Source organism: Klebsiella planticola (assembly GCF_000783935.2).
GTDB lineage: Bacteria > Pseudomonadota > Gammaproteobacteria > Enterobacterales > Enterobacteriaceae > Klebsiella > Klebsiella planticola.
Genome location: NZ_CP026047.1, coordinates 3,814,718 through 3,839,063 on the forward strand (window position 1 = coordinate 3,814,718; position 24,346 = coordinate 3,839,063).

At 56.2% G+C, this 24,346-nt stretch carries 21 protein-coding genes; 10 read left to right on the forward strand and 11 right to left on the reverse strand.

Annotation, left to right across the window (positions count from 1 at the left end; all coding sequences use genetic code 11):
- Positions 1 to 63 precede the first annotated feature (63 nt).
- The gene (locus tag MC50_RS18385) at positions 64 to 699 is read right to left on the reverse strand and encodes a TetR/AcrR family transcriptional regulator (protein ID WP_032688336.1); all 636 of its coding nucleotides are present in this window, start codon (positions 697 to 699) and stop codon (positions 64 to 66) included.
- Between the two features lie 249 nt (positions 700 to 948).
- Between MC50_RS18385 and bhsA the strand changes: the two genes are divergently transcribed.
- On the forward strand, positions 949 to 1,206 hold the full coding sequence (bhsA, locus tag MC50_RS18390) for a multiple stress resistance protein BhsA (RefSeq protein WP_004860548.1): 258 nt from the start codon (positions 949 to 951) through the stop codon (positions 1,204 to 1,206).
- A gap of 214 nt (positions 1,207 to 1,420) precedes the next feature.
- Here bhsA and ldtC read toward each other — a convergent pair whose 3' ends face one another.
- A complete protein-coding gene (gene ldtC, locus MC50_RS18395; protein WP_047664656.1) occupies positions 1,421 to 2,383 on the reverse strand; it encodes a L,D-transpeptidase LdtC in 963 nt (320 codons plus the stop codon).
- A gap of 167 nt (positions 2,384 to 2,550) precedes the next feature.
- Positions 2,551 to 5,997 carry a transcription-repair coupling factor gene (mfd, locus tag MC50_RS18400; RefSeq protein WP_047664658.1) on the reverse strand — a complete coding sequence of 1,149 codons (3,447 nt, stop codon included), beginning with the start codon at positions 5,995 to 5,997 and terminating at the stop codon, positions 2,551 to 2,553.
- Between the two features lie 564 nt (positions 5,998 to 6,561).
- On the opposite strand from mfd, the gene lolC reads away from it, so the two are divergent.
- The 5 genes from lolC to cobB all read left to right on the forward strand — a co-directional run bounded on the left by lolC (position 6,562) and on the right by cobB (position 11,605).
- Positions 6,562 to 7,761, forward strand: coding sequence for a lipoprotein-releasing ABC transporter permease subunit LolC (lolC, locus tag MC50_RS18405; protein WP_049267684.1), 1,200 nt, complete (start codon positions 6,562 to 6,564; stop codon positions 7,759 to 7,761).
- Positions 7,754 to 8,455 (forward strand): lipoprotein-releasing ABC transporter ATP-binding protein LolD, encoded by a 702-nt coding sequence (gene lolD / locus MC50_RS18410; RefSeq protein ID WP_032688332.1) that lies wholly within the window; start codon positions 7,754 to 7,756, stop codon positions 8,453 to 8,455. Before lolC ends, lolD begins: the two co-directional genes overlap by 8 nt.
- A complete protein-coding gene (gene lolE, locus MC50_RS18415; protein ID WP_032688331.1) occupies positions 8,455 to 9,699 on the forward strand; it encodes a lipoprotein-releasing ABC transporter permease subunit LolE in 1,245 nt (414 codons plus the stop codon). The genes lolD and lolE overlap by 1 nt, the downstream gene beginning before the upstream one ends.
- A gap of 155 nt (positions 9,700 to 9,854) precedes the next feature.
- Positions 9,855 to 10,766 carry an N-acetylglucosamine kinase gene (gene nagK / locus MC50_RS18420; RefSeq protein ID WP_047664660.1) on the forward strand — a complete coding sequence of 304 codons (912 nt, stop codon included), beginning with the start codon at positions 9,855 to 9,857 and terminating at the stop codon, positions 10,764 to 10,766.
- Between the two features lie 14 nt (positions 10,767 to 10,780).
- The gene (gene cobB / locus MC50_RS18425; RefSeq protein WP_047664662.1) at positions 10,781 to 11,605 is read left to right on the forward strand and encodes a Sir2 family NAD+-dependent deacetylase; all 825 of its coding nucleotides are present in this window, start codon (positions 10,781 to 10,783) and stop codon (positions 11,603 to 11,605) included.
- Positions 11,606 to 11,775: 170 nt separating this feature from the next.
- Here the strand turns inward: cobB and MC50_RS18430 are convergent, their stop codons facing one another.
- From MC50_RS18430 to MC50_RS18440, 3 genes are read right to left on the reverse strand one after another with little or no spacing between them, the layout of a single operon-like run.
- Complete coding sequence (locus MC50_RS18430; RefSeq protein ID WP_046852757.1) at positions 11,776 to 12,021, reverse strand: pentapeptide MXKDX repeat protein; 246 nt, start codon at positions 12,019 to 12,021, stop codon at positions 11,776 to 11,778.
- 49 nt (positions 12,022 to 12,070) lie between these two features.
- A complete protein-coding gene (locus MC50_RS18435) occupies positions 12,071 to 12,859 on the reverse strand; it encodes a molybdopterin-binding protein (protein WP_047664664.1) in 789 nt (262 codons plus the stop codon).
- A gap of 10 nt (positions 12,860 to 12,869) precedes the next feature.
- Entirely contained in the window at positions 12,870 to 13,481 is a 612-nt protein-coding gene (locus MC50_RS18440) for a cytochrome b/b6 domain-containing protein (protein WP_032695978.1), read from the reverse strand.
- Between the two features lie 144 nt (positions 13,482 to 13,625).
- Between MC50_RS18440 and MC50_RS18445 the strand changes: the two genes are divergently transcribed.
- Together MC50_RS18445 and MC50_RS18450 are read left to right on the forward strand one after the other, a co-directional pair.
- Positions 13,626 to 14,345, forward strand: coding sequence for a response regulator transcription factor (locus MC50_RS18445; RefSeq protein WP_032695746.1), 720 nt, complete (start codon positions 13,626 to 13,628; stop codon positions 14,343 to 14,345).
- A gap of 283 nt (positions 14,346 to 14,628) precedes the next feature.
- Positions 14,629 to 16,266, forward strand: a complete 1,638-nt coding sequence (locus MC50_RS18450; protein ID WP_047664666.1) for a long-chain fatty acid--CoA ligase — start codon at positions 14,629 to 14,631, stop codon at positions 16,264 to 16,266.
- 252 nt (positions 16,267 to 16,518) lie between these two features.
- On the opposite strand, the gene potD is transcribed toward MC50_RS18450, so the two are convergent.
- The 4 genes from potD to potA are packed head-to-tail and all read right to left on the reverse strand — an operon-like array spanning position 16,519 to position 20,303.
- The gene (potD, locus tag MC50_RS18455; protein WP_032688324.1) at positions 16,519 to 17,565 is read right to left on the reverse strand and encodes a spermidine/putrescine ABC transporter substrate-binding protein PotD; all 1,047 of its coding nucleotides are present in this window, start codon (positions 17,563 to 17,565) and stop codon (positions 16,519 to 16,521) included.
- Entirely contained in the window at positions 17,562 to 18,347 is a 786-nt protein-coding gene (potC, locus tag MC50_RS18460) for a spermidine/putrescine ABC transporter permease PotC (protein WP_032688323.1), read from the reverse strand. The genes potD and potC overlap by 4 nt, the downstream gene beginning before the upstream one ends.
- Complete coding sequence (gene potB, locus MC50_RS18465; protein WP_032688322.1) at positions 18,344 to 19,201, reverse strand: spermidine/putrescine ABC transporter permease PotB; 858 nt, start codon at positions 19,199 to 19,201, stop codon at positions 18,344 to 18,346. The genes potC and potB overlap by 4 nt, the downstream gene beginning before the upstream one ends.
- The gene (gene potA, locus MC50_RS18470) at positions 19,185 to 20,303 is read right to left on the reverse strand and encodes a spermidine/putrescine ABC transporter ATP-binding protein PotA (RefSeq protein WP_032688321.1); all 1,119 of its coding nucleotides are present in this window, start codon (positions 20,301 to 20,303) and stop codon (positions 19,185 to 19,187) included. Before potA ends, potB begins: the two co-directional genes overlap by 17 nt.
- 274 nt (positions 20,304 to 20,577) lie before the next feature.
- Here potA and pepT point away from each other — a divergent pair, with 274 nt between their 5' ends.
- Both pepT and MC50_RS18480 read left to right on the forward strand, forming a co-directional pair.
- Positions 20,578 to 21,807 (forward strand): peptidase T, encoded by a 1,230-nt coding sequence (pepT, locus tag MC50_RS18475; protein WP_047664668.1) that lies wholly within the window; start codon positions 20,578 to 20,580, stop codon positions 21,805 to 21,807.
- A 277-nt stretch (positions 21,808 to 22,084) separates the two neighbouring features.
- Positions 22,085 to 22,588 carry an REP-associated tyrosine transposase gene (locus MC50_RS18480; protein WP_032688319.1) on the forward strand — a complete coding sequence of 168 codons (504 nt, stop codon included), beginning with the start codon at positions 22,085 to 22,087 and terminating at the stop codon, positions 22,586 to 22,588.
- A 594-nt stretch (positions 22,589 to 23,182) separates the two neighbouring features.
- On the opposite strand, the gene MC50_RS18485 is transcribed toward MC50_RS18480, so the two are convergent.
- Entirely contained in the window at positions 23,183 to 24,304 is a 1,122-nt protein-coding gene (locus tag MC50_RS18485) for a ribosomal protein uL16 3-hydroxylase (protein ID WP_047664669.1), read from the reverse strand.
- Positions 24,305 to 24,346 lie beyond the last annotated feature (42 nt).

A 24,346-nucleotide genomic window follows, 5' to 3' on the forward strand; every position in this document is an offset into this window, starting at 1 on the left:
ACTGGGGTTAATCAGGAAAGACAGGGGAAAACCCGGTGGCGATTGTCACCGGGGAAGCGCAGATTAGTGCTGGAGGATTTGCGGCCACAGCCGCAGGGTGGTATCGGCGATTTGCATCAGCCTGGTGAAATCAGCCCCTTCGCGTGCGCTGATGGACATCCCTTGCAACACGCAGTTTAAGAACTGCGCCAGCTGTCGCACATCGCCGTTTTGCGGCAGTTCGCCGCGCAGCTGCCGCTGCTGGAGGAACTGGGTCAGCGTTTGTTCCTGCATCGCGTGCCGCGACTTAATGGTATTGGCGATCGCGGTAGATGATGCCGCCAGCGCCGCGGACGTATTGATCATAAAACAGCCTGCCGGCGTGTCTTTACTGGTAAAGCAGGTGGCAATGGCGGTGAAATAGTCTCGCAGCGCCTGATCAACTGATTTTTCTTCGGCAAACAACAGCGCTTCATGTCTGGCGGCAAAACGTGAAATATAGCGATCCAGAACCGCGCGAAATAACCCTTCCTTGTTGACGAACTCAGCGTACAGCGTCGGTGCTTTTGCCCCGGTCGCCTCCACCAGATCGGCAAGAGAAGTTGCCTCGTAGCCGTGCTGCCAGAAAAGTGCCATAGCCTTATCCAGCGCCGCTTCCTTGTCGAACACTTTGGGTCGGCCACGGCTTTTTTTTGTGCAACTTTGAACGTCAGTTGTCATGATGCCGCTGTACCTATGTTGGTTTGTTGAAGAGGCATTATAAAAATAAACCTTACAACCTTCCAGCGCTGAACCCGCAAAAATAAATAATTCATATATGTATGAATTTTAAGTTGTTTATAAATAAATAAACGATCGTTATAAAAATTCATTGACGTGTGATATAGGTCACATTATTATTTACCTATCGATCGTTAAGTTAATTCTTACGACCCTACTAAAAAAATCATCTGCATAGGTATAATAATCATGAAAAACATCAAAACGCTGACGCTTGCCGCCGTGCTGAGCTCTCTTTCTTTCGCCAGCTTCGCGGCTGTTGAAGTGCAGTCCACACCTGCCGGCCAACACAAAATCGGTACCGTTTCTGCCTCCGCCGGGACAAACCTGGGCTCGCTGGAAGACCAGCTGGCGCAGAAAGCGGAAGAAATGGGCGCCACCTCTTTCCGTATCACCTCAGTAACGGGTCCAAACACCCTGCATGGCACTGCGGTTATCTACAAATAAGTTTCGTTTTACCCCTGTCATGCCACTGACAAAACGCGACCCCTGACCCCTTTATCAGGCCGCGAGCAGTAAGTTGTTCCCTGTTATGCCACTTACGTGACGCGGTTTTCACCCCTTTATGAAACCGCGAAGCGTCGCACTATCGTTTTACCCCGTTTGTTATCCCATAAAAAAACCGCCCCCCGGGGCGGTTTTTTTATTTCTGTCTAAGCGCTTACAATGACTGTTCGCCAGTATTGTGATGACGGGTAACGTCAATCGGCATACCCGAACGCAGCGCCATCGCACGATCCATCACCGTCTGGTCGGTCTGCGCGGCCTGCTTAAACGCCGACATCTCGCTATTCAGGACTATCGGCAGCGTCTGCGGATCGTCATTTAAGTGTTTGGACAGCGGCTGATGGATTTCCACCAGACGCCTGCCGTCAGGCTCCACGGAGACTTTTACTGGCGTATTGATAATATTGACTTTCGTCCCTGGGGTAACGAGGTTAAACAGGGTTTTGATGTCGTCATCGCGCAGGCGGATACAGCCGGAGCTTACGCGCATTCCGATGCCAAAATCGGCATTCGTGCCGTGCAGCAGATAGACGCCGCCGTAGGCCGCAAGGCGGATAGCATGGTGCCCCATCGGGTTATCCGGCCCGGCAGGTACTACGCCCGGGAGTTCTATTCCCATCGCTTTATACCGTGCGCGAATATTCGCCGTCGGCGTCCAGGTTGGATTTGCGCGCTTGTCGGAGACGGTGGTGATCATCGTCGGAGTAAGGGTATCCCCTCCTAACTGGCCGATACCGATAGGGTAGACGGTGACCTCATTTTTCCCCGGCGGGTAGTAGTAGAGGCGAAGCTCGGCGAGGTTGATCACCAGCCCTTCGCGCGGCGCTTCCGGCAGTAGGGTCTGCAGCGGAATGGTCAGTACGCTGCCGGCACGCGGAACGTAAGGATCGACGCCGGGATTTGCCTGAAGCAATGCCAGAAAGCCCACGTTGTATTTTTTGGCGATAGCCTCCAGCGAACCGCCGTCATTCTGGACGACGTGAAACTGATTTTGCCCGACGAGGCGGCTACCTGAAGGCGGTAAGGGCCAGGTATTGGCGCGGGCAGGGAGGGCCAGGACGCCAGCAACGGCCGCCATTGCCAGCCACAGTGAAAAACGCGATACGAAAGTAGCCATAATAAATAAGTGGTTATTTTTTATGAGGAAACAGACGGGGATTATCGCGCGGGTCTCTGTGGGGAAACCCTGGTGAATTGCAAAATGTTTGTAAAGTTTACCGGGTGTGACCGTGAAGGAAGAAAAAGGCGCGGAAGACGGTGACGGGCACCGCCTCCGCGCTGCGATTAAGCGGTTGCGTTCTCTTCTAACTGACGCATAAACTGGCGAACCCACTCCATCCGCGTTTTACGCTCGCCAAGTTCCTGCATGAACTTCAGCCGCGTCGGGCCATCCAGGCGGAAGTGCTGAGGCTGTTTTTGCAGCAGGCCAATCAGCCACACCGGGTTGACGTTGTTCTTTTCATTGAACTCAATCACGCCACCTTTCTCATTGCCCTCCAGCTTACGGATACCCAGCTTCTGCGCCTGTTGACGCAGGCGGGCGATATCCAGCAGGTTTCTCGCCGCATCCGGTAGCGGGCCAAAGCGGTCAATCAGTTCGACTTTAATCTCTTCCAGGTCGTGCTCATTCCTGGCGCTGGCAATCCGCTTGTAGAACGAGAGTCGGGTATTCACATCAGGAATAAAGTCGTCCGGCAACAGTGAAGGCATACGCAGCTCAACTTCAGTCTGCTGGCTGGTCAGATCCTCAAGCGAAGGTTCGCGTCCGGCTTTCAGCGCATCGACAGCATTCTCCAGAAGCTCCATATAGAGCGAAAAACCGATGGTGGTCATCTGCCCGCTCTGATCTTCGCCCAGCAACTCGCCGGCGCCGCGGATTTCCAGGTCATGCGTGGCCAGCGCGAAACCGGCGCCGAGATCCTCCAGCGAGGCGATGGCTTCCAGACGCTTTTGCGCATCGGTGGTCATTGCTTTCGGGTGCGGCGTCAGCAGCCAGGCATAGGCCTGATGATGCGAACGGCCGACGCGTCCGCGCAGCTGGTGCAGCTGAGCCAGACCGAAATGGTCCGCGCGCTCGATGATAATGGTATTGGCGGTCGGGATATCGATCCCGGTCTCAATGATGGTGGTACAGACCAGTACGTTAAAGCGCTGATGGTGGAAATCATTCATCACCCGTTCCAGCTCGCGCTCGCGCATCTGCCCGTGACCGATGGCAATACGAGCCTCCGGCACCAGCTCCGCCAGCCGATCCGCCGCTTTCTGGATATTCTCCACGTCGTTATAGAGGTAGTAGACCTGGCCGCCGCGCAGCACTTCACGCAGAATCGCCTCGCGAACCACCAGCGAGTCATACTCCCGGACGAAAGTTTTCACCGCCAGACGGCGGGCGGGCGGGGTGGCAATAATGGACAGATCCCGCATTCCGCTCATCGCCATGTTCAGCGTTCGTGGAATCGGTGTGGCGGTCAGCGTCAGAATATCGACATCGGCACGCATCGCCTTGATTCGCTCTTTGTGGCGAACCCCGAAGCGATGCTCTTCATCGACGATCAGCAGCCCAAGGTCACGCAGTTTGACTTCACTTTGCAGCAGCTTATGCGTGCCGATAAGAATATCGATTTTACCTTCGGCGGCCTGTTCAAGAATCTGCGCCTGCTCTTTCGCGCTGCGAAAGCGCGACAGCATTTCAATACGTACCGGCCAGTTGGCAAAGCGGTCGCAGAAGTTATCGAAGTGCTGCTGCGCGAGCAGGGTGGTCGGCACCAGGACCGCGACCTGTTTGTGGTTCTCCACTGCCAGGAAGGCGGCACGCATTGCCACTTCGGTTTTACCGAAGCCGACGTCGCCGCAGACCAGGCGGTCCATGGCCAGCGGCTGACACATGTCGCTGAGAACGGCATTAATTGCCTGCGCCTGATCCGGGGTGGTTTCAAAGGGGAAACCGTCGCAGAACAGCTGGTACTGTTCGCGATCGTGCTTAAAGGCAAAGCCCGATTTCGCCGCGCGCTGGGCGTAAATATCGAGCAGTTCTGCCGCCACATCGCGCACTTTTTCTGCCGCTTTCTGCCGCGCGCGCGCCCAGGCATCGCCGCCGAGTTTATGCAACGGCGCGCTCTCTTCTGCGCCGCCGGCGTAGCGGCTAATCAGATGCAAGGATGACACCGGTACGTACAGTTTGGCCTCGTTGGCGTAGGTCAGCATCAGGTATTCCCCTTTGATGCCGCCGGCTTCCAGCGTGGTCATACCGGCGTAACGGCCAACGCCATGCTCCAGGTGCACTACCGGCTGGCCGATATGCAGTTCCGCCAGGTTACGGATTAAGGTGTCGGGGTTAATGGTGCGGCGTGAATCCTGGCGACGGCGCGCCACGCGCTCGCCCAACAGGTCGCTTTCGCAAATCAGTGCCAGATCACGCTGGCTATCGATAAACCCATGTTCGGCGGCGCCAATCATCAAATAGCGGCCGTTGCCGGTGGCGTCTTCCAGCCGCAGAATATGTTTTGGCGCAATTTTGATGCGCGCCAGCACTTCGCCCAGCGCTTCCCGGCGACCTTCGCTCTCAACCGAGAATATGACCGGGCCGGTAAAGGCTTCAAGGAAACGGCGCAGATTGTCCAGCGGCGCTTTGTTCTGCGCCTGTACAGAGAGGTCCGGCAGCTTCTGATAACCGAGGTTAATGTTGGCGGCTTTCTCGGCCAGACGCTCCGTTTTTAACTGAATGCGCGGCCATTTTTTCAGCTCGCTGAACAGTTCGTCAATCCGCAGCCAGAGCTGTTCCGGCGGCAGCAGCGGACGCATCGGGTCGACGCCGCGGCTTTCGAAGCGGGCGCGGGTTTCGTTTTGAAAACGCCCGGCGCTGGCTTCCAGATCGCCGGTATTCACGATCAGGGCGTTCGCCGGGAAGTAGCTGAACAGCGGCGGCAGAGGCTCACTGAAAAACAGCGGCTGCCAGTATTCGATACCGGTCGGTAATGTCCCTTTACTGACCTGCTGATAGATATGTTCGGCGTCGCGTTTGACCTCAAAGCGATCGCGCCACTGGCTACGAAACAGCTCAATCGCCGCCTGATCGGTCGGGAACTCATGGGCGGGCAGCAGATTAATGGCGGCCACCTCTTCCAGCGTACGCTGGCTGTCGACGTCGAACAGGCGCAGGCTGTCGATTTCATCATCGAAGAAGTCGAGGCGATAGGGTTGCTCGCTCCCCATCGGGAACAGGTCAAGCAGGGCGCCGCGGGTGGCATACTCTCCGTGCTCCATCACCTGATCCACATGGCGATAGCCGGCGCTGTCCAGCTGAGAGCGCAGGGCATCACGCGACAGACGCTGGCCTTTTTTCATCACCAGCGCATGTCCGTGGAGGAAATTATGCGGACAGACGCGCTGCATGAGGGTGCTGACCGGCACGATCAGTACACCGCGCTGCATGGTGGGTAATTGATAGAGCGTGGCGAGGCGGGAAGAGATAATGTCCTGATGCGGCGAGAAGCTATCGTAAGGTAGCGTTTCCCAGTCTGCCAGGCCTGTCACCATGCTGTCGGTAAACTGGCGAACTTCATCGTTCAGGCGCAGGGCATTTTGCATATCGGGGGCGACGAGGATAACCGGCCCACCGTGGCGCTCGGCCATTTCCGCAACCAACGTGGCACAAGCCGCGCCGGTTAATTCACCGAGGTGCCGCTGTTCGCCGGGCTTGACCGGCAGTGTGTATCGGTATTGTTGAGGCATAGCTGTTATCAGGATCCCTTCTTGATTCGCTCTATATGTGTACCCTAAATATTCGAATTGCTGCTCAAAAACACCTCAGGCATTGTTGAACAGCGCTTGCACTGACCCCGAAGGGGCAAGGCCATAGGCCAGGTTACGCGGCAAGTGAGCGACAAATTCGTCAGAAACGAACCTGAACAGTCGACGATGCCTCTGGCAAGGGACAAAGAGGTCCCTCATTTTGCCGATTGCTGCCCGATGAGCTTACGCAGGTAAGTGATTCGGGTAAACCAGCGTCGCCAATGCACATGCAGCTTGCAGTATGACCGGTATATAAGGGCAAATCGCTAATATTCAATGTTGATGATTATCCGCGATTGACCCGTATTCGCCAACCTGATTGACGGTAAGAGGGGCCGCTACGGTGAAAGATTCTGATAGATAAGCGCTGACTAATCAAATATCCATTTGATTTATCTTTACTTTTTTCTTATTACGCGACAAAAACTTACCGTTTCAGTGATTTACGCGTTGTGCTATGCCATATATACTCGTGCATCGGCTATCAGCAACCAGATGGATTACATGTACCAACCTGCCGCACTCTTTATCGGCCTTCGCTACATGCGCGGGCGCGCAGCCGACCGCTTCGGTCGTTTCGTCTCCTGGCTATCCACCATCGGCATTACGCTTGGCGTGATGGCGCTGGTGACCGTGCTTTCGGTCATGAACGGCTTCGAGCGCGAGCTGCAGAACAACATCCTGGGGCTGATGCCGCAGGCCATGATTAGCGCACAGCAGGGCTCGGTGAACCCTCAGCAGCTGCCGGAAAGCGCCATCAAGTTACAGGGCGTCACGCGCATAGCGCCATTAACGACCGGCGATGTGGTGCTGCAAAGCGCCCGCAGCGTCGCAGTTGGCGTGATGCTGGGTATCGACCCGACGCAAAACGATCCGCTCACTCCCTATCTCGTTAACGTGAAGCAAAGCGATCTTCAGGCCGGCAAATATAACGTCATTCTTGGCGAACAGCTGGCCGGTCAACTGGGGGTTAACCGCGGCGACCAGATTCGCGTCATGGTGCCTTCAGCCAGTCAGTTCACGCCAATGGGGCGGGTGCCCAGCCAACGCCTGTTTAACGTGATCGGCACCTTTGCCGCCAACAGTGAAGTGGACGGCTATCAGATGTTGACCAATATCGACGATGCCTCGCGCCTGATGCGCTACCCGCTGGGCAACATTACCGGTTGGCGTCTGTGGCTGAGCCAGCCTTTACAGGTGGATACCCTCAGCCAGCAGACGCTGCCGCAGGGAACGAAGTGGCAGGACTGGCGCGAGCGGAAAGGCGAGCTGTTCCAGGCCGTGCGCATGGAAAAAAATATGATGGGCCTGCTGCTGAGCCTGATTGTGGCCGTCGCGGCGTTTAATATCATTACCTCGCTGGGGATGATGGTCATGGAAAAACAGGGCGAGGTGGCGATTTTGCAAACCCTGGGGCTGACCCCGCGACAGATTATGCTGGTCTTTATGGTCCAGGGGGCCAGCGCCGGGATCGTCGGAGCCTTGCTTGGCGCCGCACTCGGCGTACTGCTCGCCAGCCAGTTAAATAATTTAATGCCGATTATCGGCGCGTTCCTTGACGGCGCTGCGCTACCGGTCGCCATCGAGCCTTTACAGGTGACGATTATCGTACTGGTGGCCATGGTGCTGGCATTGTTGTCTACGTTGTATCCTTCCTGGCGCGCTGCCGCCACTCAACCCGCTGAGGCTTTACGTTATGAATAAGATCCTGCTGCAATGCGACAATCTGTGCAAACGCTATCAGGAAGGCAGTGTGCAAACCGACGTGTTGCATAATGTCAGCTTCAGCATTGAGGAAGGGGAGATGATGGCGATTGTCGGTACCTCGGGTTCCGGGAAGAGTACGTTGCTCCATCTGCTCGGCGGGCTGGATACGCCGACCTCCGGCGATGTGATTTTCTCCGGGCAGTCGATGAACCGGCTCTCCGCAGCCGCGCGAGCCGACCTGCGTAACCGTGAGCTGGGCTTTATCTACCAGTTCCACCACCTGTTGCCGGATTTCACCGCCCTCGAAAACGTGGCAATGCCGCTGCTGATTGGCAAACAGAAAGCAGCGGATATTGAACGTCAGGCTAAGGCGATGCTGCATGCCGTGGGGCTGGAACACCGCAGCAACCACCGCCCGTCAGAGCTTTCCGGCGGCGAGCGCCAGCGGGTGGCGATTGCCCGGGCGCTGGTCAACAAGCCCCGGCTGGTGCTGGCGGATGAACCGACCGGTAACCTCGATGCCCGCAATGCCGACAGTATTTTTCAGCTGCTGGGGGAACTGAACGTTGCCCAGCGCACCGCTTTTCTGGTGGTGACCCACGACCTGCAACTGGCCAAACGGATGAACCGCCAGCTGGAGATGCGTGATGGCCATCTGGACGCGGAACTGACCCTGATGGGGGCCAGGTAATGACTTCTCCGTTATCGTTATTGATTGCCCTGCGTTTTAGCCGCGGACGGCGACGTGGCGGCATGGTGTCGCTGATTTCGGTGATTTCAACCATCGGGATTGCGCTCGGGGTGGCGGTGTTGATCGTCGGCCTCAGCGCAATGAACGGTTTTGAACGTGAGCTGAACAACCGCATTCTGGCGGTGGTTCCGCATGGCGAAATCGAGCCGGTAAAGCAGCCGTGGACCAACTGGAACGACGCGCTGGCGAAGGTGGAAAAAGTTAAAGGGATCGTTGCCGCGGCGCCGTACATTAATTTCACCGGGCTGGTGGAGAGCGGTAGCAACATGCGCGCCATTCAGGTCAAGGGTGTCGATCCGCAGCAGGAAAGCCGCCTGAGTTCGCTGCCTCAGTTTGTCCAGAATAACGCGTGGGCTAATTTTAAAGCCGGCGAACAGCAGGTCATTCTCGGTAAAGGGGTGGCGGATGCGCTGCACGTGAAGCAGGGCGACTGGGTTTCCATCATGATCCCCAACTCTGATTCCGAGCATCAGCTCCTGCAGCCGAAACGCGTCAGGCTGCATGTGACCGGGATTTTGCAGCTCAGCGGCCAGCTCGATCACAGTTTTGCGATGATCCCGATGAGCGATGCCCAACAGTATCTGGATATGGCTGGCAGCGTGACCGGGATTGCGATTAAAGTCACCGATGTGTTCCACGCCAATACGCTGGTGCGTGATGCCGGCGAAGTGACCAACAGCTACGTTTACATCAAGAGCTGGATCGGAACCTACGGTTATATGTATCGTGATATTCAGATGATCCGCGCCATTATGTACCTCGCGATGGTGCTGGTGATCGGCGTGGCCTGCTTTAACATCGTTTCCACCCTGGTGATGGCGGTGAAAGATAAAAGCAGCGATATTGCGGTACTGCGTACGCTCGGGGCGAAAGATGGCCTGATCCGCGCCATTTTTGTCTGGTATGGTTTGCTTGCCGGTTCGGTCGGGAGCCTGATTGGTGTGGCGATCGGCGTCATTTGTGCGCTAAATCTGACGTCCATCATCAACGGCCTTGAATACCTGATCGGGCACAAATTCTTGTCCGGCGACATCTATTTTATTGACTTCCTGCCGTCTGAACTGCACTGGCTGGATGTTATTTATGTGCTGGTGACGGCACTGTTGCTGAGTTTGCTGGCCAGCTGGTATCCCGCCCGCCGCGCCAGCCGCATTGACCCGGCGAGGGTGCTGAGTGGCCAGTAATTCAGTGGATTGCGGGGAATGAACCGGTAGGTCGGGTAAGGAGAAGCTGCCACCTGACATTGCGCCCGGTGGCGCTTCGTTTGCGCGGACCTACAAGAATCTCTGTTATCCACTCTTTACGTCCTGACCTTTTCGGTCAGTAAAGAGGAATGGCTATGTACTACGGATTTGATATTGGCGGCAGCAAAATAGCGCTGGGCGTGTTTGATAAAGCGCGGCGATTGCAGTGGGAAAAACGCGTTGCCACGCCGAAGGAGAGTTATGCCGACTTTCTACAGGCGGTAGAGGCGCTGGTCCGTGAAGCTGACGGCCGCTTTGACTGTCAGGGGACGGTAGGGATTGGTATTCCGGGGATGCCGGAAACCGCGGACGGCACGCTGTATGCCGCCAACGTCCCCGCTGCCAGCGGCCAGTCGCTGCGCAGCGATCTGAGCGCCCGGCTCGGGCGTGAAGTCCGTCTGGATAACGACGCCAACTGCTTTGCTCTCTCCGAAGCCTGGGACGATGAATTTACGCAATACCCGCTGGTGATGGGGCTGATTCTCGGCACCGGGGTGGGCGGCGGCCTGGTCCTCAACGGTAAATCGATTACCGGACATAGCTATATTACCGGTGAATTTGGCCATATCCGGCTGCCGGTAGATGCGCTGGAGGTCGTGGGGCGTGATTTCCCGCTCACCCGCTGCGGCTGCGGTCAGCTGGGCTGCATTGAAAACTATCTCTCCGGCCGCGGTTTTGCCTGGCTCTATGAACATTTCTATCAACACACCTTAACCTCTCCCGAAATCGTGGCGCTCTGGCAGCAGTGCGATGCGCGGGCGCACGAGCACGTCGAGCGCTATCTTGACCTGCTGGCGGTCTGTCTGGGTAATATTCTGACGATTGTTGATCCGGATCTGCTGGTGCTTGGCGGAGGATTGTCTAACTTTACTGCCATAAGCGAAGGGCTGGCGCAACGCCTGCCGCGACATTTACTTCCCGTTGCCCGGGTGCCGCGTATTGAACGTGCGCGCCATGGCGATGCCGGAGGCATGCGCGGTGCGGCCTTCCTTCATTTGACTCATTAACCACAGGGGGAGCTATGTTGTCGCGCCGCTTACACCGATTGAGCCGTTTTCGTCGCAATAAACGTCGCTTGCGTGAACGTCTGCGCCAGCGGATTTTTTTTAAAGAGGATAAGGCGGCTGTGGAAACAACAGATAAACCCAGGGTTGTGGTGCTGACCGGCGCGGGCATTTCGGCGGAGTCCGGGATTAAAACGTTTCGCGCGGCCGATGGTTTGTGGGAAGAGCACCGGGTGGAAGATGTGGCGACGCCGGAAGGCTTCGCCCGCGATCCTGCGCTGGTGCAGACGTTTTATAACGCCCGTCGCCGGCAGCTGCAAAGCCCGGAGATAGCGCCGAATGCGGCACATCAGGCGCTGGCGCGGCTGGAAGCGGCGCTGGGCGATCGATTTGTGCTGGTTACCCAGAATATTGATAACCTGCACGAACGTGCGGGAAATCGTCGGGTGATTCATATGCACGGCGAGCTGTTGAAGGTGCGCTGTTCGTGGAGCGGACAGGTACTGGAGTGGACCGGAGACGTCACGGCGGAAGATAAGTGCCACTGCTGCCAGTTCCCGGCGCCGCTGCGTCCGCACGTGGTCTGGTTTGGCGAGATGCCGCTGGGGATGGATGACATTTACAGCGCGCTGGCCGATGCCGATATCTTCATCGCCATTGGCACTTCCGGGCACGTTTACCCGGCGGCAGGTTTCGTGCACGAAGCCCGTCTGCAGGGGGCGCATACCGTGGAACTTAACCTCGAGCCCAGCCAGGTCGGCAGCGAATTTGCCGAAAAACACTACGGTCTGGCGAGTGAGGTTGTTCCGGCATTCGTCGACCGGCTGTTGAAAGATCTCTGATCCCGTAACGCTACGGCTTTGATTGCTAAAGCTCAGGTCGGAGGAGAGCGGTTTCCCGGTGTTTCGAGGGCCCCTGCTGGCGATCCTGCGGTGGCAGGATGAGGGGATAAAAAGGGGTTACCTGCCCAACCGGCAGGCCACCCCTTTGACCTCGTCGTCGGGCTGCGCGGTTATTGTTTACCCATCGTGTCTTTGCCCATCTTGTCTTTCGACATGGCATCTTTGGCCATGCTGTCTTTGCTCATTTTATCCTTCGACATGCCATCTTTAGACATACACTCTTTTTTCATGCCATCTTTTGTGCAGTCGTGAGACATCTTGCCCATGTTATCTTTGGCCATATTATCGGCAGCGTAGGCGCTGGACATACCGAAAAGTAAAGCAGAGCACATCAGTAATGTATTAATCTTTTTCATTTTGCAATTCCTTCATGTTGTATGAATAACGGATGATGACGACCACGAATTAACTACCGGCGAACCAGTTATAACCCTGGTCTTCCCAGTAGCCGCCGGGGTAGCGGTTGGTGACTTCAATTGACATAATATGCTTCGGGTTTTTATAACCGAGCTTGGTCGGAATTCTTAACTTCATCGGGAAACCATATTTACGCGGTAATATCTGGCCATCGTAGGTTAATGCCATAATCGTCTGCGGATGGAGCGCAGTGGCCATATCGATACTGGTATAATAATTATCAGCACAGCGAAAGCTGACGTAGCTGGCGCTCAGATCGGCGCCGATACTTTTGAGGAATAGGGCAAACGGAACGCCACCCCATTTACCGATGGCGCTCCATCCTTCCACACAAATATGTCGCGTGATCTGGCTGACCTGCGCCATCTTATGCAGTTCGGCCAGTGTCCATGGGCGTTTGTCAGCCACTAATCCAGAAACTTCAAGACGATAATCGCTGCCGTCGATCGCGGGCGCCTGATCCTCGCTGTAAAATGCATTAAACGGGAAAGGGCGAGCGATCATACTTTCGGGATAAACCGGCGCAAGGTTATTAGCATTAAATAACCAGCGTTGAATACGATCGTTAAATTGTGAGATCTGGCTTAAGGTTGTTTCGACCTCGCTGTTATTGCTGATATCGCAACCGCTTAACAGCATCAGACCGCCAAAAGTTAACCCCTGCCTGATAAAGCGGCGACGACCTTCCGATGAGAGCCGCTTGTTAATTTCCCGGCTCGCCTCCTGGACTACGATGGCCTTGTCGGCGGCGGAGAATGAATTTTTATGATTGTTCACTGTATTTTCCTTATCGTCCGCGGAGCATGGCCAGTAACGTTTTCGGGACCAGCAGCACCATCAGCAGATGAATAACGACAAATCCCATCAGTGCGGACATCGCAAAGAAATGAATCACCCGTGCGCTGTCATATCCCCCGAGTAAGATTCGTAGCAGCGGAAACTGCACCGACTTCCAGATAACCAGGCCGGATAACGCCAGAATAATGCTATCGAGCATGACGAAGAGATAGGCCAGTTTCTGGACGTAGTTATAATGGCCGGGATTGTCATGTGTCAGCCTGCCGCGTAGTGCGGAAATAAAATCGTCAATTACTCCTTGCGGCGACAGAGGCCAGAATTGTTTTTTTAAGCGCCCGCTGACAAGATTCATCAGCAGGTAAAATACACCGTTAAGAGCAAACAACCACATTGCTGAAAAATGCCATTGCAATGCGCCTGCCAGCCAACCGCCAAGAGTCAGTACATCCGGAATATCAAAATTAAACAACGGTGATGCGTTATAAATACGCCAGCCGCTGGTCACCATAATTAATATCGAAAGCGCATTAACCCAGTGGCAAATTCTTAACCACAGAGGATGAATGGTCGCGGGCTTACTCTGATTTGAGAGACTGTTCATCATGATATTCCCGGTTATTGCGTTAATAACAGTGTGGCCTGAATCTGTTCGCCGATGTATCACGAAAAGTTAAATTAAATGTGATAACTCGCGATGTGAATGTCGTCTAAACTGTCTCTGACAGAACGCAATAAGGCGGCAGCGATGAAGCCCAAAAAAGTATTAATTATTGAAGATGATGAAAATATCGCGGAGCTGCTGCAGCTGCATTTATGCGAGGAGGGCTATGAAATCAGCCATGCTGCTGAAGGCACCGGCGGGCTGGCGATGGTCAGGCAGGGCGGCTGGGACGCGCTGATCCTCGACCTGATGTTACCGGGCATCGACGGTCTGGAGATCTGCCGGCATGCCCGCACCATGGCAAGCTACATGCCGATAGTGATAATCAGCGCGCGCGCAAGTGAAGTCCATCGTGTCCTGGGGCTGGAACTCGGGGCAGATGACTACCTCGCGAAACCCTTTTCGATGCTTGAGCTGGTGGCGCGAGTGAAGGCGCTCTTCCGTCGTCAGGAGGCCATGGCCCAGAATCTGATGCAGGACGCCGGCATTCTGCACATTGACCGGCTGACCATCGATCCGCTTGCGCGCGAAGCGCGTCTGCGCGATCTCGCGCTTGACCTGACGCCGCGCGAGTTCGACCTGCTGTGGTTCTTTGCCAGGCATCCCGATAAGGTCTTTTCCCGCATCAGTTTGCTCAACCAGGTGTGGGGCTATCAGCATGAAGGGTATGAGCATACGGTCAACACGCACATTAATCGGCTGAGGATGAAAATAGAAGATAATCCGGCGGAGCCGGAGTTTATTCTGACGGTATGGGGAAAAGGATATAAGTTTACGGCCCCGCAGCCAGAGCCTGGCAACTGAAACATTGCGCCGGCGCGAGTTGAATGCGACGAGCGTACCACTCGCGCATTCTTCACTGCGCCCGCCGTTCATCGGCCCCTCTTCTGCGCGCTGCCGCCGCGCGTGAAAAGCCATTTCCCATCACATTCCCCGCTGCCAGACGAGGATTCTTGTGCGTGAACGCTAAATTTTGCACATCTGTTTTGGTTGGCTGCCCGGGTTGTTGCCAGATTTAGTGAGAGTTCGGGTGCACACCGGACCGCATCACTTACACAACATATCAGCCTGTCGCGGAGTAACAGCCATGCATCCACCGATGATGTATCAGGATTTAACGACCCGGACGCTCATTGAGCATGCCGCGCGCTATCATAGCGATACGGAAATTGTTTCGGTCGGGACGTTAGGGGGAAGAGAGTACAGTAGCTGGGGAAAGGTGGCGGATAACGCCCTGCGTCTGGCTTCCGCCATGAGCCGGCTGGGGCTCCCGACAGGCGCCCGCTGCGGCACGCTGGCGTGGAATAATCGCCGCCATCTGGAGATCTATTTTGGCATCAGTGCTGGGGGATGGGTGACGCATACCATCAACCCACGCCTGTCCACGGAACACCTCGCGTTTATCATCAATGATGCCGCGGACGAGATTCTGTTTTTCGACGACACCTTTCTGCCGCTTATCTGCGCGCTGCGGCCCCAGTTGCCAACGGTAAAGCATTTTGTTCTGCTGGAGCCGCGGAATGAAGAGGCGCTCGCCGCGCTGGACTCGCTGCTGTTTTTTGATGAGCTGATCGCTGCAGCGGATCCGGCGTATCGCTGGCCCGAGGTGAGCGAACATTCGCCGGCGTCGCTGTGCTATACCTCGGGGACCACCGGCAAGCCGAAAGGGGTGCTGAATACCCACCGCTCGCTGGTACTGCATGCGCTGAGCGGCAATCAGCCGGATGCGGCCGGTATCTCGGCACAGGACACGCTGTTGCCGGTAGTGCCGATGTTCCACGTCAATGCCTGGGGCACGCCTTTTATTGCCGCGATGGCCGGCGCTCGCCTGGTTCTGCCGGGGCCGAATCTGGACGGCGACAGCCTGCTGCGGCTGTTGAGCGAGGAGCAGGTCAGCGTCGCCTTCGGCGTTCCGGTCATCTGGGCAGGATTGCTTGCCGCGCTGCGTAAATCGGATGTTCGCCTGCCCTGTTTTAAACGATCTTTTGTCGGTGGGTCGGCGCTGCCCCCGTCGATGATTGAGGTCTTCCGCCGCGATTATGGTATTGAGCTGATTCATGCCTGGGGGATGACCGAGACTTCGCCCATCGGCACCATCAACACGCCGCTGAGCAAACATAAAGCCCTGCCTCAGGAGGCACAACAAAAACTGGGGCACGGTCAGGGGCGCGTCATTTTTGGCATCGATCTGCGGGTGGTGGATGCTGAGGGCCAGGCGCTGGCCAACGATGGCGAAAGTCAGGGCTATCTACAGGTGCGCGGCCATTGGGTGGCGGCAAATTACTACGGTCGTCCCGATACCGCGTTGACCGATGACGGCTGGTTCGACACCGGTGATATTGGCACGGTTGATGAGAATGGCTACCTGGTGATTCACGATCGGGCGAAAGATATCATTAAGTCCGGCGGAGAGTGGATCTCAACGGTCGAGCTGGAGAATATTGCGCTTGCCCATCCGGCGATTCGCAGCGCGGCGGCGATTGCGGCGCAGCATCCGCGCTGGGATGAGCGTCCGGTGCTGCTGTGTGTCAGGGCAGAAGATGGCGAAATTGAAGAGCCGGAGCTGTTGGCCTGGTACCAGACACGAGTGCCGAAATGGCAGCTTCCGGACCGGATTCTGTTCATCGATGCGCTCCCCGTCAGCGCCACCGGTAAAGTCCTGAAAAACCGGCTGCGCGCCGAGTTTGGTCAGATTCTGATGGCGGATGGGCGCGATGCGGGATAAGCCGGCCTCCGGGTGCCTCAATCAACGTGCGGGTGCTAATACCCAGAGTTGAATCGCGGAGGAATGGCCGCACCCGGCGGCTTACGCGGGATGATAATGGCGACCCGATTGCCCCGCCTCGGCAGCAGTCATACCGTCGCCAGCATGATTAGCCTCGTGGCGGAAATTCTGCGCTGGTATGAGTGTCAGTGTTGCGCAGTAGAGCGGGGGAAGGACGAAACAACGGCGGAGCCGGGGCTCCGCCTGACGGGATTAACGGCCCGCTTTTAGCTTCTGATAATACTCTTCATACAGGGTGCTGGCGCTGCCCACATCGTTTTGCCATTCGCCCCTGGCGATAGTGTCCGCATCCGGGTAGAGCGACTTATCATTGGCGACTTCCGGGCTGAGCATTTTACGCGCGGCGAGATTTGGCGTCGGGTAGCCGATGGTTTCCGCCACCTGTTTTGCCACTTCCGGACGCAGCAGGAAGTTAATCAGCTTGAGCGCGCCGTCGACGTTTTTCGCATTCGCCGGAATCGCCAGGCTATCCATCCAGAAGATCCCGCCTTCTTTCGGCCAGACGACCTCGAGCGGCGTGCCCGACTGGCGGGCAACCCATGCCGAACCGTTCCACACCATGCCGAGATTCACTTCCCCTTCCATATACGGGTTGGCCGGATTATCGGAGTTAAACGCCGCGACGTTAGGCATCAGTTTTTTCAGCTCGTTGTAGGCGGCTTCAATCTCTTTCGGGTCGGTGGTATTGCCGGAATAGCCCAGCTTACGTAAGGCTATCTGGAACACTTCCCGCGCATCGTCGGTCAGCAGCAGGCTGCTCTTATACTCTGGTTTCCACAGGTCGGCCCAGCTGGTGACGGTTTTCGGGTCGATAGCATCGCTATTGACGCCAATGGCGGTGGCGCCCCAGATGTAGGGAATGGAATAATCGTTGCCCGGATCGAACGGTTTGTTCAGCATCTGCGGATCGAGGTTGCTGAAGTTCGTCAGCTTGCTCTTATCGATCTTCTGCAACATCCCTTCTTTACGCATCTTGTCGACGAAATAGGTGGAAGGCACTACCAGATCGTAGGCGCCGTCTTTGTAGGTTTTGAGTTTGGCGTACATGGTTTCATTCGACTCGTAAGTGGAATAGATAACCTTGATGCCGGTCTCTTTGGTGAACTGCTCCAGCAGACCCGGCGGCACATACTCGGTCCAGTTATAGAAATAGAGCGTTTTGCTGTCGTCCGCATGCGCGGCGCTGATACCCATTACCAGAGCGCCCGCTGCGAGCAGGTGGCGTGACCATTTTTTCATTTTAACGTCCCCTGAGTTTTATCACGTGCAATCAATTGGCTGGCGATGACCATCACCAGCGACAGAACTAACAGAATCGTCGCCAGGGCATTCACTTCCGGCGATACGCCCACTTTGACCATCGAATAGATCTTCAGCGGCAGGATCTCGTAACCCGGGCCGGTCACGAATGACGACACCACCACATCATCCATCGACAGCGTAAAGCTCAGCAGCCATCCGGCGGCCACGGCAGGCAGCGCCAGCGGCAGAAGAATTTTACGCAGAATGGTCAACTCGCTGGCGCCCAGATCTTTCGCCGCCTCCAGCATCCGCACATCAAAACCTTTGAGGCGCGAATAGACCGTCACCACCACGAAAGGCAGGCAGAAGGTGATGTGCGAAAACAGCAGCGACCAGAACCCCAACTGAATGCCGATCAGCATAAACAGCACCAGCAGGGAGATGGCCATGACGATATCCGGCGACATCATCACCACGAACAGCATCCCGCTGACGAACGGTTTACCACGAAAACGATAGCGATACAGCGCGACGGCGGTCAGCGACCCGATAAGCGTTGCAAAGGTGGCTGACAGCACCGCCATGGTCAGCGAGTGCTGTGCAGCCTGCAGCAGACTATCGTTGTTCATCAACAGGCTATACCATTGAGTGGTAAAGCCCTGCCAGTTAATACCAAAGCGCGAACTGTTAAACGAGTTGACGATCAGAATAATGATCGGAATATACAGGTAAGCATAAATGGCGGTCATAAAGCCGCCGCGCAGCAGTCGACCGATCATTCGAGTTCCACCTTGTTATTCAACAGACGCGCCGCGCGCCAGTAAATTAACAGCATCAGGCCCATCACCAGCGTCAGCGTAATGCTGGTCGCGGCGCCAAACGGCCAGTCGCGGATATTCAGGAACTGACTCTTAATCACGTTACCGATCAGCAGGTTTTTGGCGCCGCCCATCAGATCCGAGACGTAGAACAGCCCCATCGCCGGCAGCATCACCAGCAGACAGCCGGCAATAATGCCCGGCATGGTCAGTGGAATAATGATGCGGATAAAGGTTTGCAGCTTGCTGGCGCCCAGATCTCTTGCCGCTTCCAGCAGAGGACGATCCAGCTTCTCAATACTGGAGTACAGCGGCATCACCATAAACGGCAGCAGAATATAGACCAGTCCGATGATGACCGCAGACGGGGTATACATGATGCGCAGCGGCGTATCAATCACTCCCAGCCACAGCAGGAACTCGTTGAGATACCCTTTGGTGCTGAGGAAGATTTTCAGCCCGTAGATACGGATCAAGGAGTTGGTCCAGAACGGCACGATCAGCAGAAACAGCAGCAGCGGGCGCACTTTTTCCGGCAGCCTGGCCAGAAACCAGGCGAAAGGATAGCCGAGCGCCAGACAGGCAAGGGTCGCCAGCAGCGCCATATTGAGCGAGTGCAGCAGCACGTCGTAATAGAGCGGATCCAGCAGGCGCGTGTAGTTATCCAGCGTGAAGACCATCTTGACGAAACTGGCGTCGTCGCGGGTCAAAAAGCTGGTACCGATGATCATCAGGTTGGGCAGGAACACAAACAGCACAAGCCAACCCACGATAGTGGCGATCACCACATTCTGGAATTTACTGGTGTTCTTCATCAGCCAGCACAACCTCCCAGCTTTCTACCCAGTTAATGGCCATTTTCTGGTCAAGCGGGTGATCAAAGTCCGGATCGTCTTCGTTAAAGAATTCACTGACCATCACCATTTTGCCATTTTCCAGTTCGACAACCGACTCCAGCGTCATGCCTTTGTAGTTGCGCTCGCGAATGTAGCCGATCAGTCCGTCGGCGTCGCTGCCGTCGTGGACTTCATCGACGCGCAGATCTTCCGGGCGCAGCAGAACGTTCAGCCGCTGACCCCGCTCGACGGGGAAGTTGACGTAGATATTGCATTCGCGGCCTTCAACGCTGGCGCGGACGCGCTGCTCGTCAAGGCGTTCAATGACCGTAGCATTAAACAGATTAATCTCGCCGATAAAACTGGCGACGAACAGGTTTTTCGGCTCTTCGTAGATTTCACGCGGCGTGCCGTCCTGCTCGATTTTCCCATCGCGCATGACCACGATGCGGTCGGACATGGTCAGGGCCTCTTCCTGATCGTGGGTGACGAAGACGAAGGTGATGCCCAGCTTACGCTGCAACGCCTTCAGCTCGTTTTGCATCTGCTTACGCAGCTTGTAATCCAGCGCCGACAGGGACTCATCTAGCAGCAGCAGGCGCGGTTTGTTGACCACCGCCCGGGCGATAGCCACCCGCTGCTGCTGACCGCCGGAGAGCTGATGCGGTTTGCGTTGGGCAAACTCCTCCAGCTGGACCATGCGCAGCGCATCGAGGACGCGAGGCGTGATTTCCGCCGCCGGCGTTTTCTGCATCCGCAGACCGAAGGCGACGTTTTCGAATACGCTCATATGGGGAAACAGAGCGTAGCTTTGGAAAACGGTATTGACGTGGCGGTTTTCCGCCGGAACATGAGTGATGTCCTGATCTTCGAGATGAATTCGCCCGCTGTCGACGTTTTCAAGCCCGGCAATAAGACGAAGAACGGTGGTTTTACCGCAGCCAGAGGGGCCAAGCAGGGTGAGAAACTCACCGTTGTTGATGGTCAGATTCAGATCTGAGATAACCGTTTTTCCATCAAAGCTTTTGCGAATTCCCGCCAGTTGCACCAGCGGCGAAAGCGAACGCGGTTGTATATTCAATTTTTAACTCTGTCCCATGTAGACGCAGCGGACGATTGACCGTTGCGGGGTTTGTGGTTAACCACCTTTGCGGTTGCGCATAATAAACGAGGGCCAGCATTCTACGGCAATCGCTTGCGATCGCCAATGCCTGTCTCATACGGATACACGACCTTTACAACAATACGCCGGTTCATGTATTAAATTTTTATTTGCCGGGCTAAAAATGACCTGACGCAATATTTGTATATTCGGGCTTATGAATAATGTTGTCACAAAAGATGAGGGTGGCTACATGGATAAATTGCTTGAGCGTTTTTTACAGTACGTTTCTCTGGACACACAGTCGAAGCCTGGCGTGCGTCAGGTTCCAAGCACGGAAGGTCAGTGGAAGCTGTTACGCCTGCTGCAGGCGCAGCTGGAAGAAATGGGACTGGTTAATGTGACGCTAAGTGAGAAAGGGACGGTAATGGGAACCCTTCCGGCCAACGTTGCCGGCGCTATTCCGCCCATTGGCTTTATTTCCCACGTCGACACGGCGCCGGATTTCAGCGGCAAAAACGTGAACCCGCAAATCGTTGAAAACTACCGTGGCGGTGATATCGCGCTTGGGATTGGCGATGAAGTGCTCTCACCGGTGATGTTCCCGGTACTGCACCAGTTGCTTGGGCAAACGCTGATCACCACCGATGGCAAAACGCTGCTTGGCGCCGATGACAAAGCCGGTATCGCCGAGATAATGACCGCGCTGGCGACGCTGAAGGCGAAAAATATTCCTCACGGCGATATTCGCGTGGCCTTCACGCCTGACGAAGAGGTCGGGAAAGGGGCGAAGCACTTTGATGTCGCCGCGTTTGACGCCCGCTGGGCCTATACCGTTGACGGCGGCGGAGTGGGCGAGCTGGAGTTTGAAAACTTCAACGCCGCATCGGTGACCATTAAGATCGTGGGCAACAATGTCCATCCGGGCACCGCAAAAGGGGTGATGGTGAATGCGCTGTCGCTGGCGGCACGGATCCATGCGGAAATCCCTGCCGATGAGGTGCCGGAGACGACCGAAGGCTACGAAGGTTTTTACCATCTGGCGAGCATGAAAGGCAGCGTTGACCGGGCAGAAATGCACTACATCATTCGCGACTTTGACCGTAAGCAGTTCGAGGCCCGCAAGCGCAAAATGATGGAAATTGCCAAAAAGGTCGGTAAGGGGCTGCATCCGGATTGCTATATTGAGCTGGTGATTGAAGACAGCTATTACAATATGCATGAAAAAGTGATGTCGCACCCGCACGTCGTGGAGATTGCCCGCCAGGCGATGGTGGATTGCGATATTGAACCGCAAATGAAGCCGATTCGCGGCGGCACCGACGGCGCTCAGCTCTCTTTTATGGGGCTACCCTGTCCGAACCTGTTTACCGGCGGCTATAACTATCACGGCAAGCATGAATTCGTCACGCTGGAGGGGATGGAGAAGGCGGTGCAGGTGATTGTGCGGATTGCGGAGCTAACGGCAAAACGCGGCGCCTGATCCCGAAGAACTCCCGGATAGCGCGGTGCTTATCCGGGCTATTGGTAGGCCCGGTAAGCCGCAGCGGGCAATATATGCGGTGCGCTACATAATTCCGGAGCCCGGACCGTAGGCCCGGTAAGGCGTGAGCCGCCACCGGGCAATATATGCGGTGCGGTACATAATCCCGGAGCCCGGACCGTAGGCCCGGTAAGGCGTAAGCCGCCACCGGGCAATACCGAACGTGCGGTTCGCAAAGACTGCGTACCTGCACCTGCGGAAGGGGAGGGAACCTCTGATGTCAAATTACCACCGCAGCCATATCCCTGGCGGCACCTGGTTCTTTACCGTCAATTTGCGAAATCGGCAAAGCGATCTTTTGACCCGCTATATCGCTCAACTTCGCGCTGTGACAGCTGATATTAAACGCAAAAAGCCCTTCCTGATTAACGCGTGGGTTATTTTACCCGAACATATGCACGCTATCTGGACGCTACCGGAAGGCGATACCGATTATTCGGGACGCTGGCGGGATATTAAAAAAACATTCACCCGCGAACTGGGAATGCGCGAGGTCTGGCAGCCCCGTTTCTGGGAACATGCGATCCGTCATGAGGACGATTACCGACGGCATATGGATTACGTTTACATCAATCCGGTGAAACATGGCTATGTGAAGAGGGTGATTGACTGGCCGTATTCAACTTTTCATCGTGATGTGAGCCTCGGGTTGTATCCGCCGGATTGGGCTGGGGACGTTGCCGATTTTGACGCCGGAGAGCGCAAACAGAACGCCGGGTGACGGCTCACGCCTTACCCGGCCTACAGAATCCAGACTCACATTCATCCCGTAGGCCCGGTAAGGCGCGAGCCGCCATCGGGCAATATATGCGGTGTGGTACACAATCCCGGAGCCCGGACCGTAGGCCCGGTAAGGCGCGAGCCGCCACCGGGCAATATATGCGGTGTGGTACATAATCCCGGAGCCCGGACCGTGGGCCCGGTAAGGCGTAAGCCGCCACCGGGCAATATATGCGGTGCGGTACACAATCCCGGAGCCCGGACCGTAGGCCCGGTAAGGCGTAAGCCGCCACCGGGCAATATATGCGGTGTGGTACACAATCCCGGAGCCCGACCGTAGGCCCGGTAAGGCGCGAGCCGCCACCGGGCAATATATGAGGTGTGGTACACAATCCCGGAGCCCGGACCGTAGGCCCGGTAAGGCGTGAGCCACCATTGGGCAATATATGCAGTGCGCTACATAATTCCGGAGCCGGGACCGTAGGCCCGGTAAGGCGCGAGCCGCCACCGGGCAATATATGCGGTGTGGTACATAATCCCGGAGCCGGGACCGTAGGCCCGGTAAGGCGTGAGCCGCCACCGGGCATCTCGCGGCTCAGTCCTCGAAGAACCAGTAGCCGCAGTTGACCAGTGCGGCAAGCATTGCGAGGAACGATGGATCTTCCAGCGCATCGCCAAAATGTTCCGCGTTAAGCGACAGATGCGTGGCCAGCGCGTCCAGCGCCGGACGGTGCGGCGAATTAATCTTCTCGCCGTTGACGAACACCTCGCCATCGATACGCAGTACGCGCAGCCCGCCCAGCCGCACCAGGCGATCGCCCTGTTGTAGCGCGTCGTAAATCTCATCAGGCTGATACGGCGGCTCAGCAGGAGCGACGTCCAGCTCATGGCGGGATTGGGTGATAAACTCCCCAAACCACTGCTTAAAATGCTCTGGCTGGTTAATCAACCCCAGCATCATATCGCGCAGACGGTCGAGTTCAGCTGGCAGAATATCCGCCGGATGATCGCGGGAAGGCACATCCGGATCGACATAGCGCTGGCTACCCAGTTCACGTTGCAGAATATAGTCGGCAAAGCCGCTGAACAACTCGCGGGCATTTGGCGAGCGATAGCCTACCGAATAGTTCAGCGAGTTTTCCAGGGAATACCCCTCGTGCGGGAATCCCGGCGGAATATAGAGAATATCGCCCGGCTCCATCTCTTCATCAATGATGGCGTCGAACGGATCCACCTGCAGCAGGTCTGGATGCGGGCAGTGCTGCTTCATCGGGACTTTATCGCCCACGCGCCAACGACGCCGGCCGGTTCCCTGGATGATAAACACGTCGTACTGATCGAGATGGGGACCTACGCCGCCGCCGGGCACGGAGAAAGAGATCATCAGATCATCAATACGCCAGTCGGGGAGAGCGCGGAAGGGCTGCATCAGCGCGGCCGTCGGCTCGTGCCAGTTATTCACCGCCTGCACCAGCAGCGACCAGTTGTTTTCGCTCAGATGGTCGTAGCTTTCGAAAGGACCATGGCTGACCTGCCATTTCCCGTCCTGATGGCTGACCAGGCGGCTATCGACTTCGCTTTCCATCGCCAGCCCGGCCAGTTCATCCGGGCTAATGGGATCGACGAAATTCGCGAAGCCGCGCTTGAGGACTACCGGGCGTTTTTGCCAGTAGCGTTCGATAAAGTCAGGCCAGTTAAGCGTTAATTGATAATCCATTTTATTTATTCCACAGCAGGTGTCTGTTTGGGATTATACACG

Excerpts from the sequence above, each read along its gene's own strand:
- potC (WP_032688323.1), bottom strand. The coding sequence starts at position 18,347 with ATGATCGGTCGACTGCTGCGCGGCGGCTTTATGACCGCCATTTATGCT.
- lolC (WP_049267684.1), top strand. The coding sequence starts at position 6,562 with ATGTACCAACCTGCCGCACTCTTTATCGGCCTTCGCTACATGCGCGGG.
- MC50_RS18430 (WP_046852757.1), bottom strand. The coding sequence starts at position 12,021 with ATGAAAAAGATTAATACATTACTGATGTGCTCTGCTTTACTTTTCGGT.
- potD (WP_032688324.1), bottom strand. The coding sequence starts at position 17,565 with ATGAAAAAATGGTCACGCCACCTGCTCGCAGCGGGCGCTCTGGTAATG.
- lolE (WP_032688331.1), top strand. The coding sequence starts at position 8,455 with ATGACTTCTCCGTTATCGTTATTGATTGCCCTGCGTTTTAGCCGCGGA.
- nagK (WP_047664660.1), top strand. The coding sequence starts at position 9,855 with ATGTACTACGGATTTGATATTGGCGGCAGCAAAATAGCGCTGGGCGTG.
- MC50_RS18485 (WP_047664669.1), bottom strand. The coding sequence starts at position 24,304 with ATGGATTATCAATTAACGCTTAACTGGCCTGACTTTATCGAACGCTAC.
- MC50_RS18440 (WP_032695978.1), bottom strand. The coding sequence starts at position 13,481 with ATGAACAGTCTCTCAAATCAGAGTAAGCCCGCGACCATTCATCCTCTG.
- cobB (WP_047664662.1), top strand. The coding sequence starts at position 10,781 with ATGTTGTCGCGCCGCTTACACCGATTGAGCCGTTTTCGTCGCAATAAA.
- mfd (WP_047664658.1), bottom strand. The coding sequence starts at position 5,997 with ATGCCTCAACAATACCGATACACACTGCCGGTCAAGCCCGGCGAACAG.
- ldtC (WP_047664656.1), bottom strand. The coding sequence starts at position 2,383 with ATGGCTACTTTCGTATCGCGTTTTTCACTGTGGCTGGCAATGGCGGCC.
- MC50_RS18385 (WP_032688336.1), bottom strand. The coding sequence starts at position 699 with ATGACAACTGACGTTCAAAGTTGCACAAAAAAAAGCCGTGGCCGACCC.
- MC50_RS18450 (WP_047664666.1), top strand. The coding sequence starts at position 14,629 with ATGCATCCACCGATGATGTATCAGGATTTAACGACCCGGACGCTCATT.
- MC50_RS18480 (WP_032688319.1), top strand. The coding sequence starts at position 22,085 with ATGTCAAATTACCACCGCAGCCATATCCCTGGCGGCACCTGGTTCTTT.
- pepT (WP_047664668.1), top strand. The coding sequence starts at position 20,578 with ATGGATAAATTGCTTGAGCGTTTTTTACAGTACGTTTCTCTGGACACA.
- MC50_RS18445 (WP_032695746.1), top strand. The coding sequence starts at position 13,626 with ATGAAGCCCAAAAAAGTATTAATTATTGAAGATGATGAAAATATCGCG.
- potB (WP_032688322.1), bottom strand. The coding sequence starts at position 19,201 with ATGAAGAACACCAGTAAATTCCAGAATGTGGTGATCGCCACTATCGTG.
- bhsA (WP_004860548.1), top strand. The coding sequence starts at position 949 with ATGAAAAACATCAAAACGCTGACGCTTGCCGCCGTGCTGAGCTCTCTT.
- lolD (WP_032688332.1), top strand. The coding sequence starts at position 7,754 with ATGAATAAGATCCTGCTGCAATGCGACAATCTGTGCAAACGCTATCAG.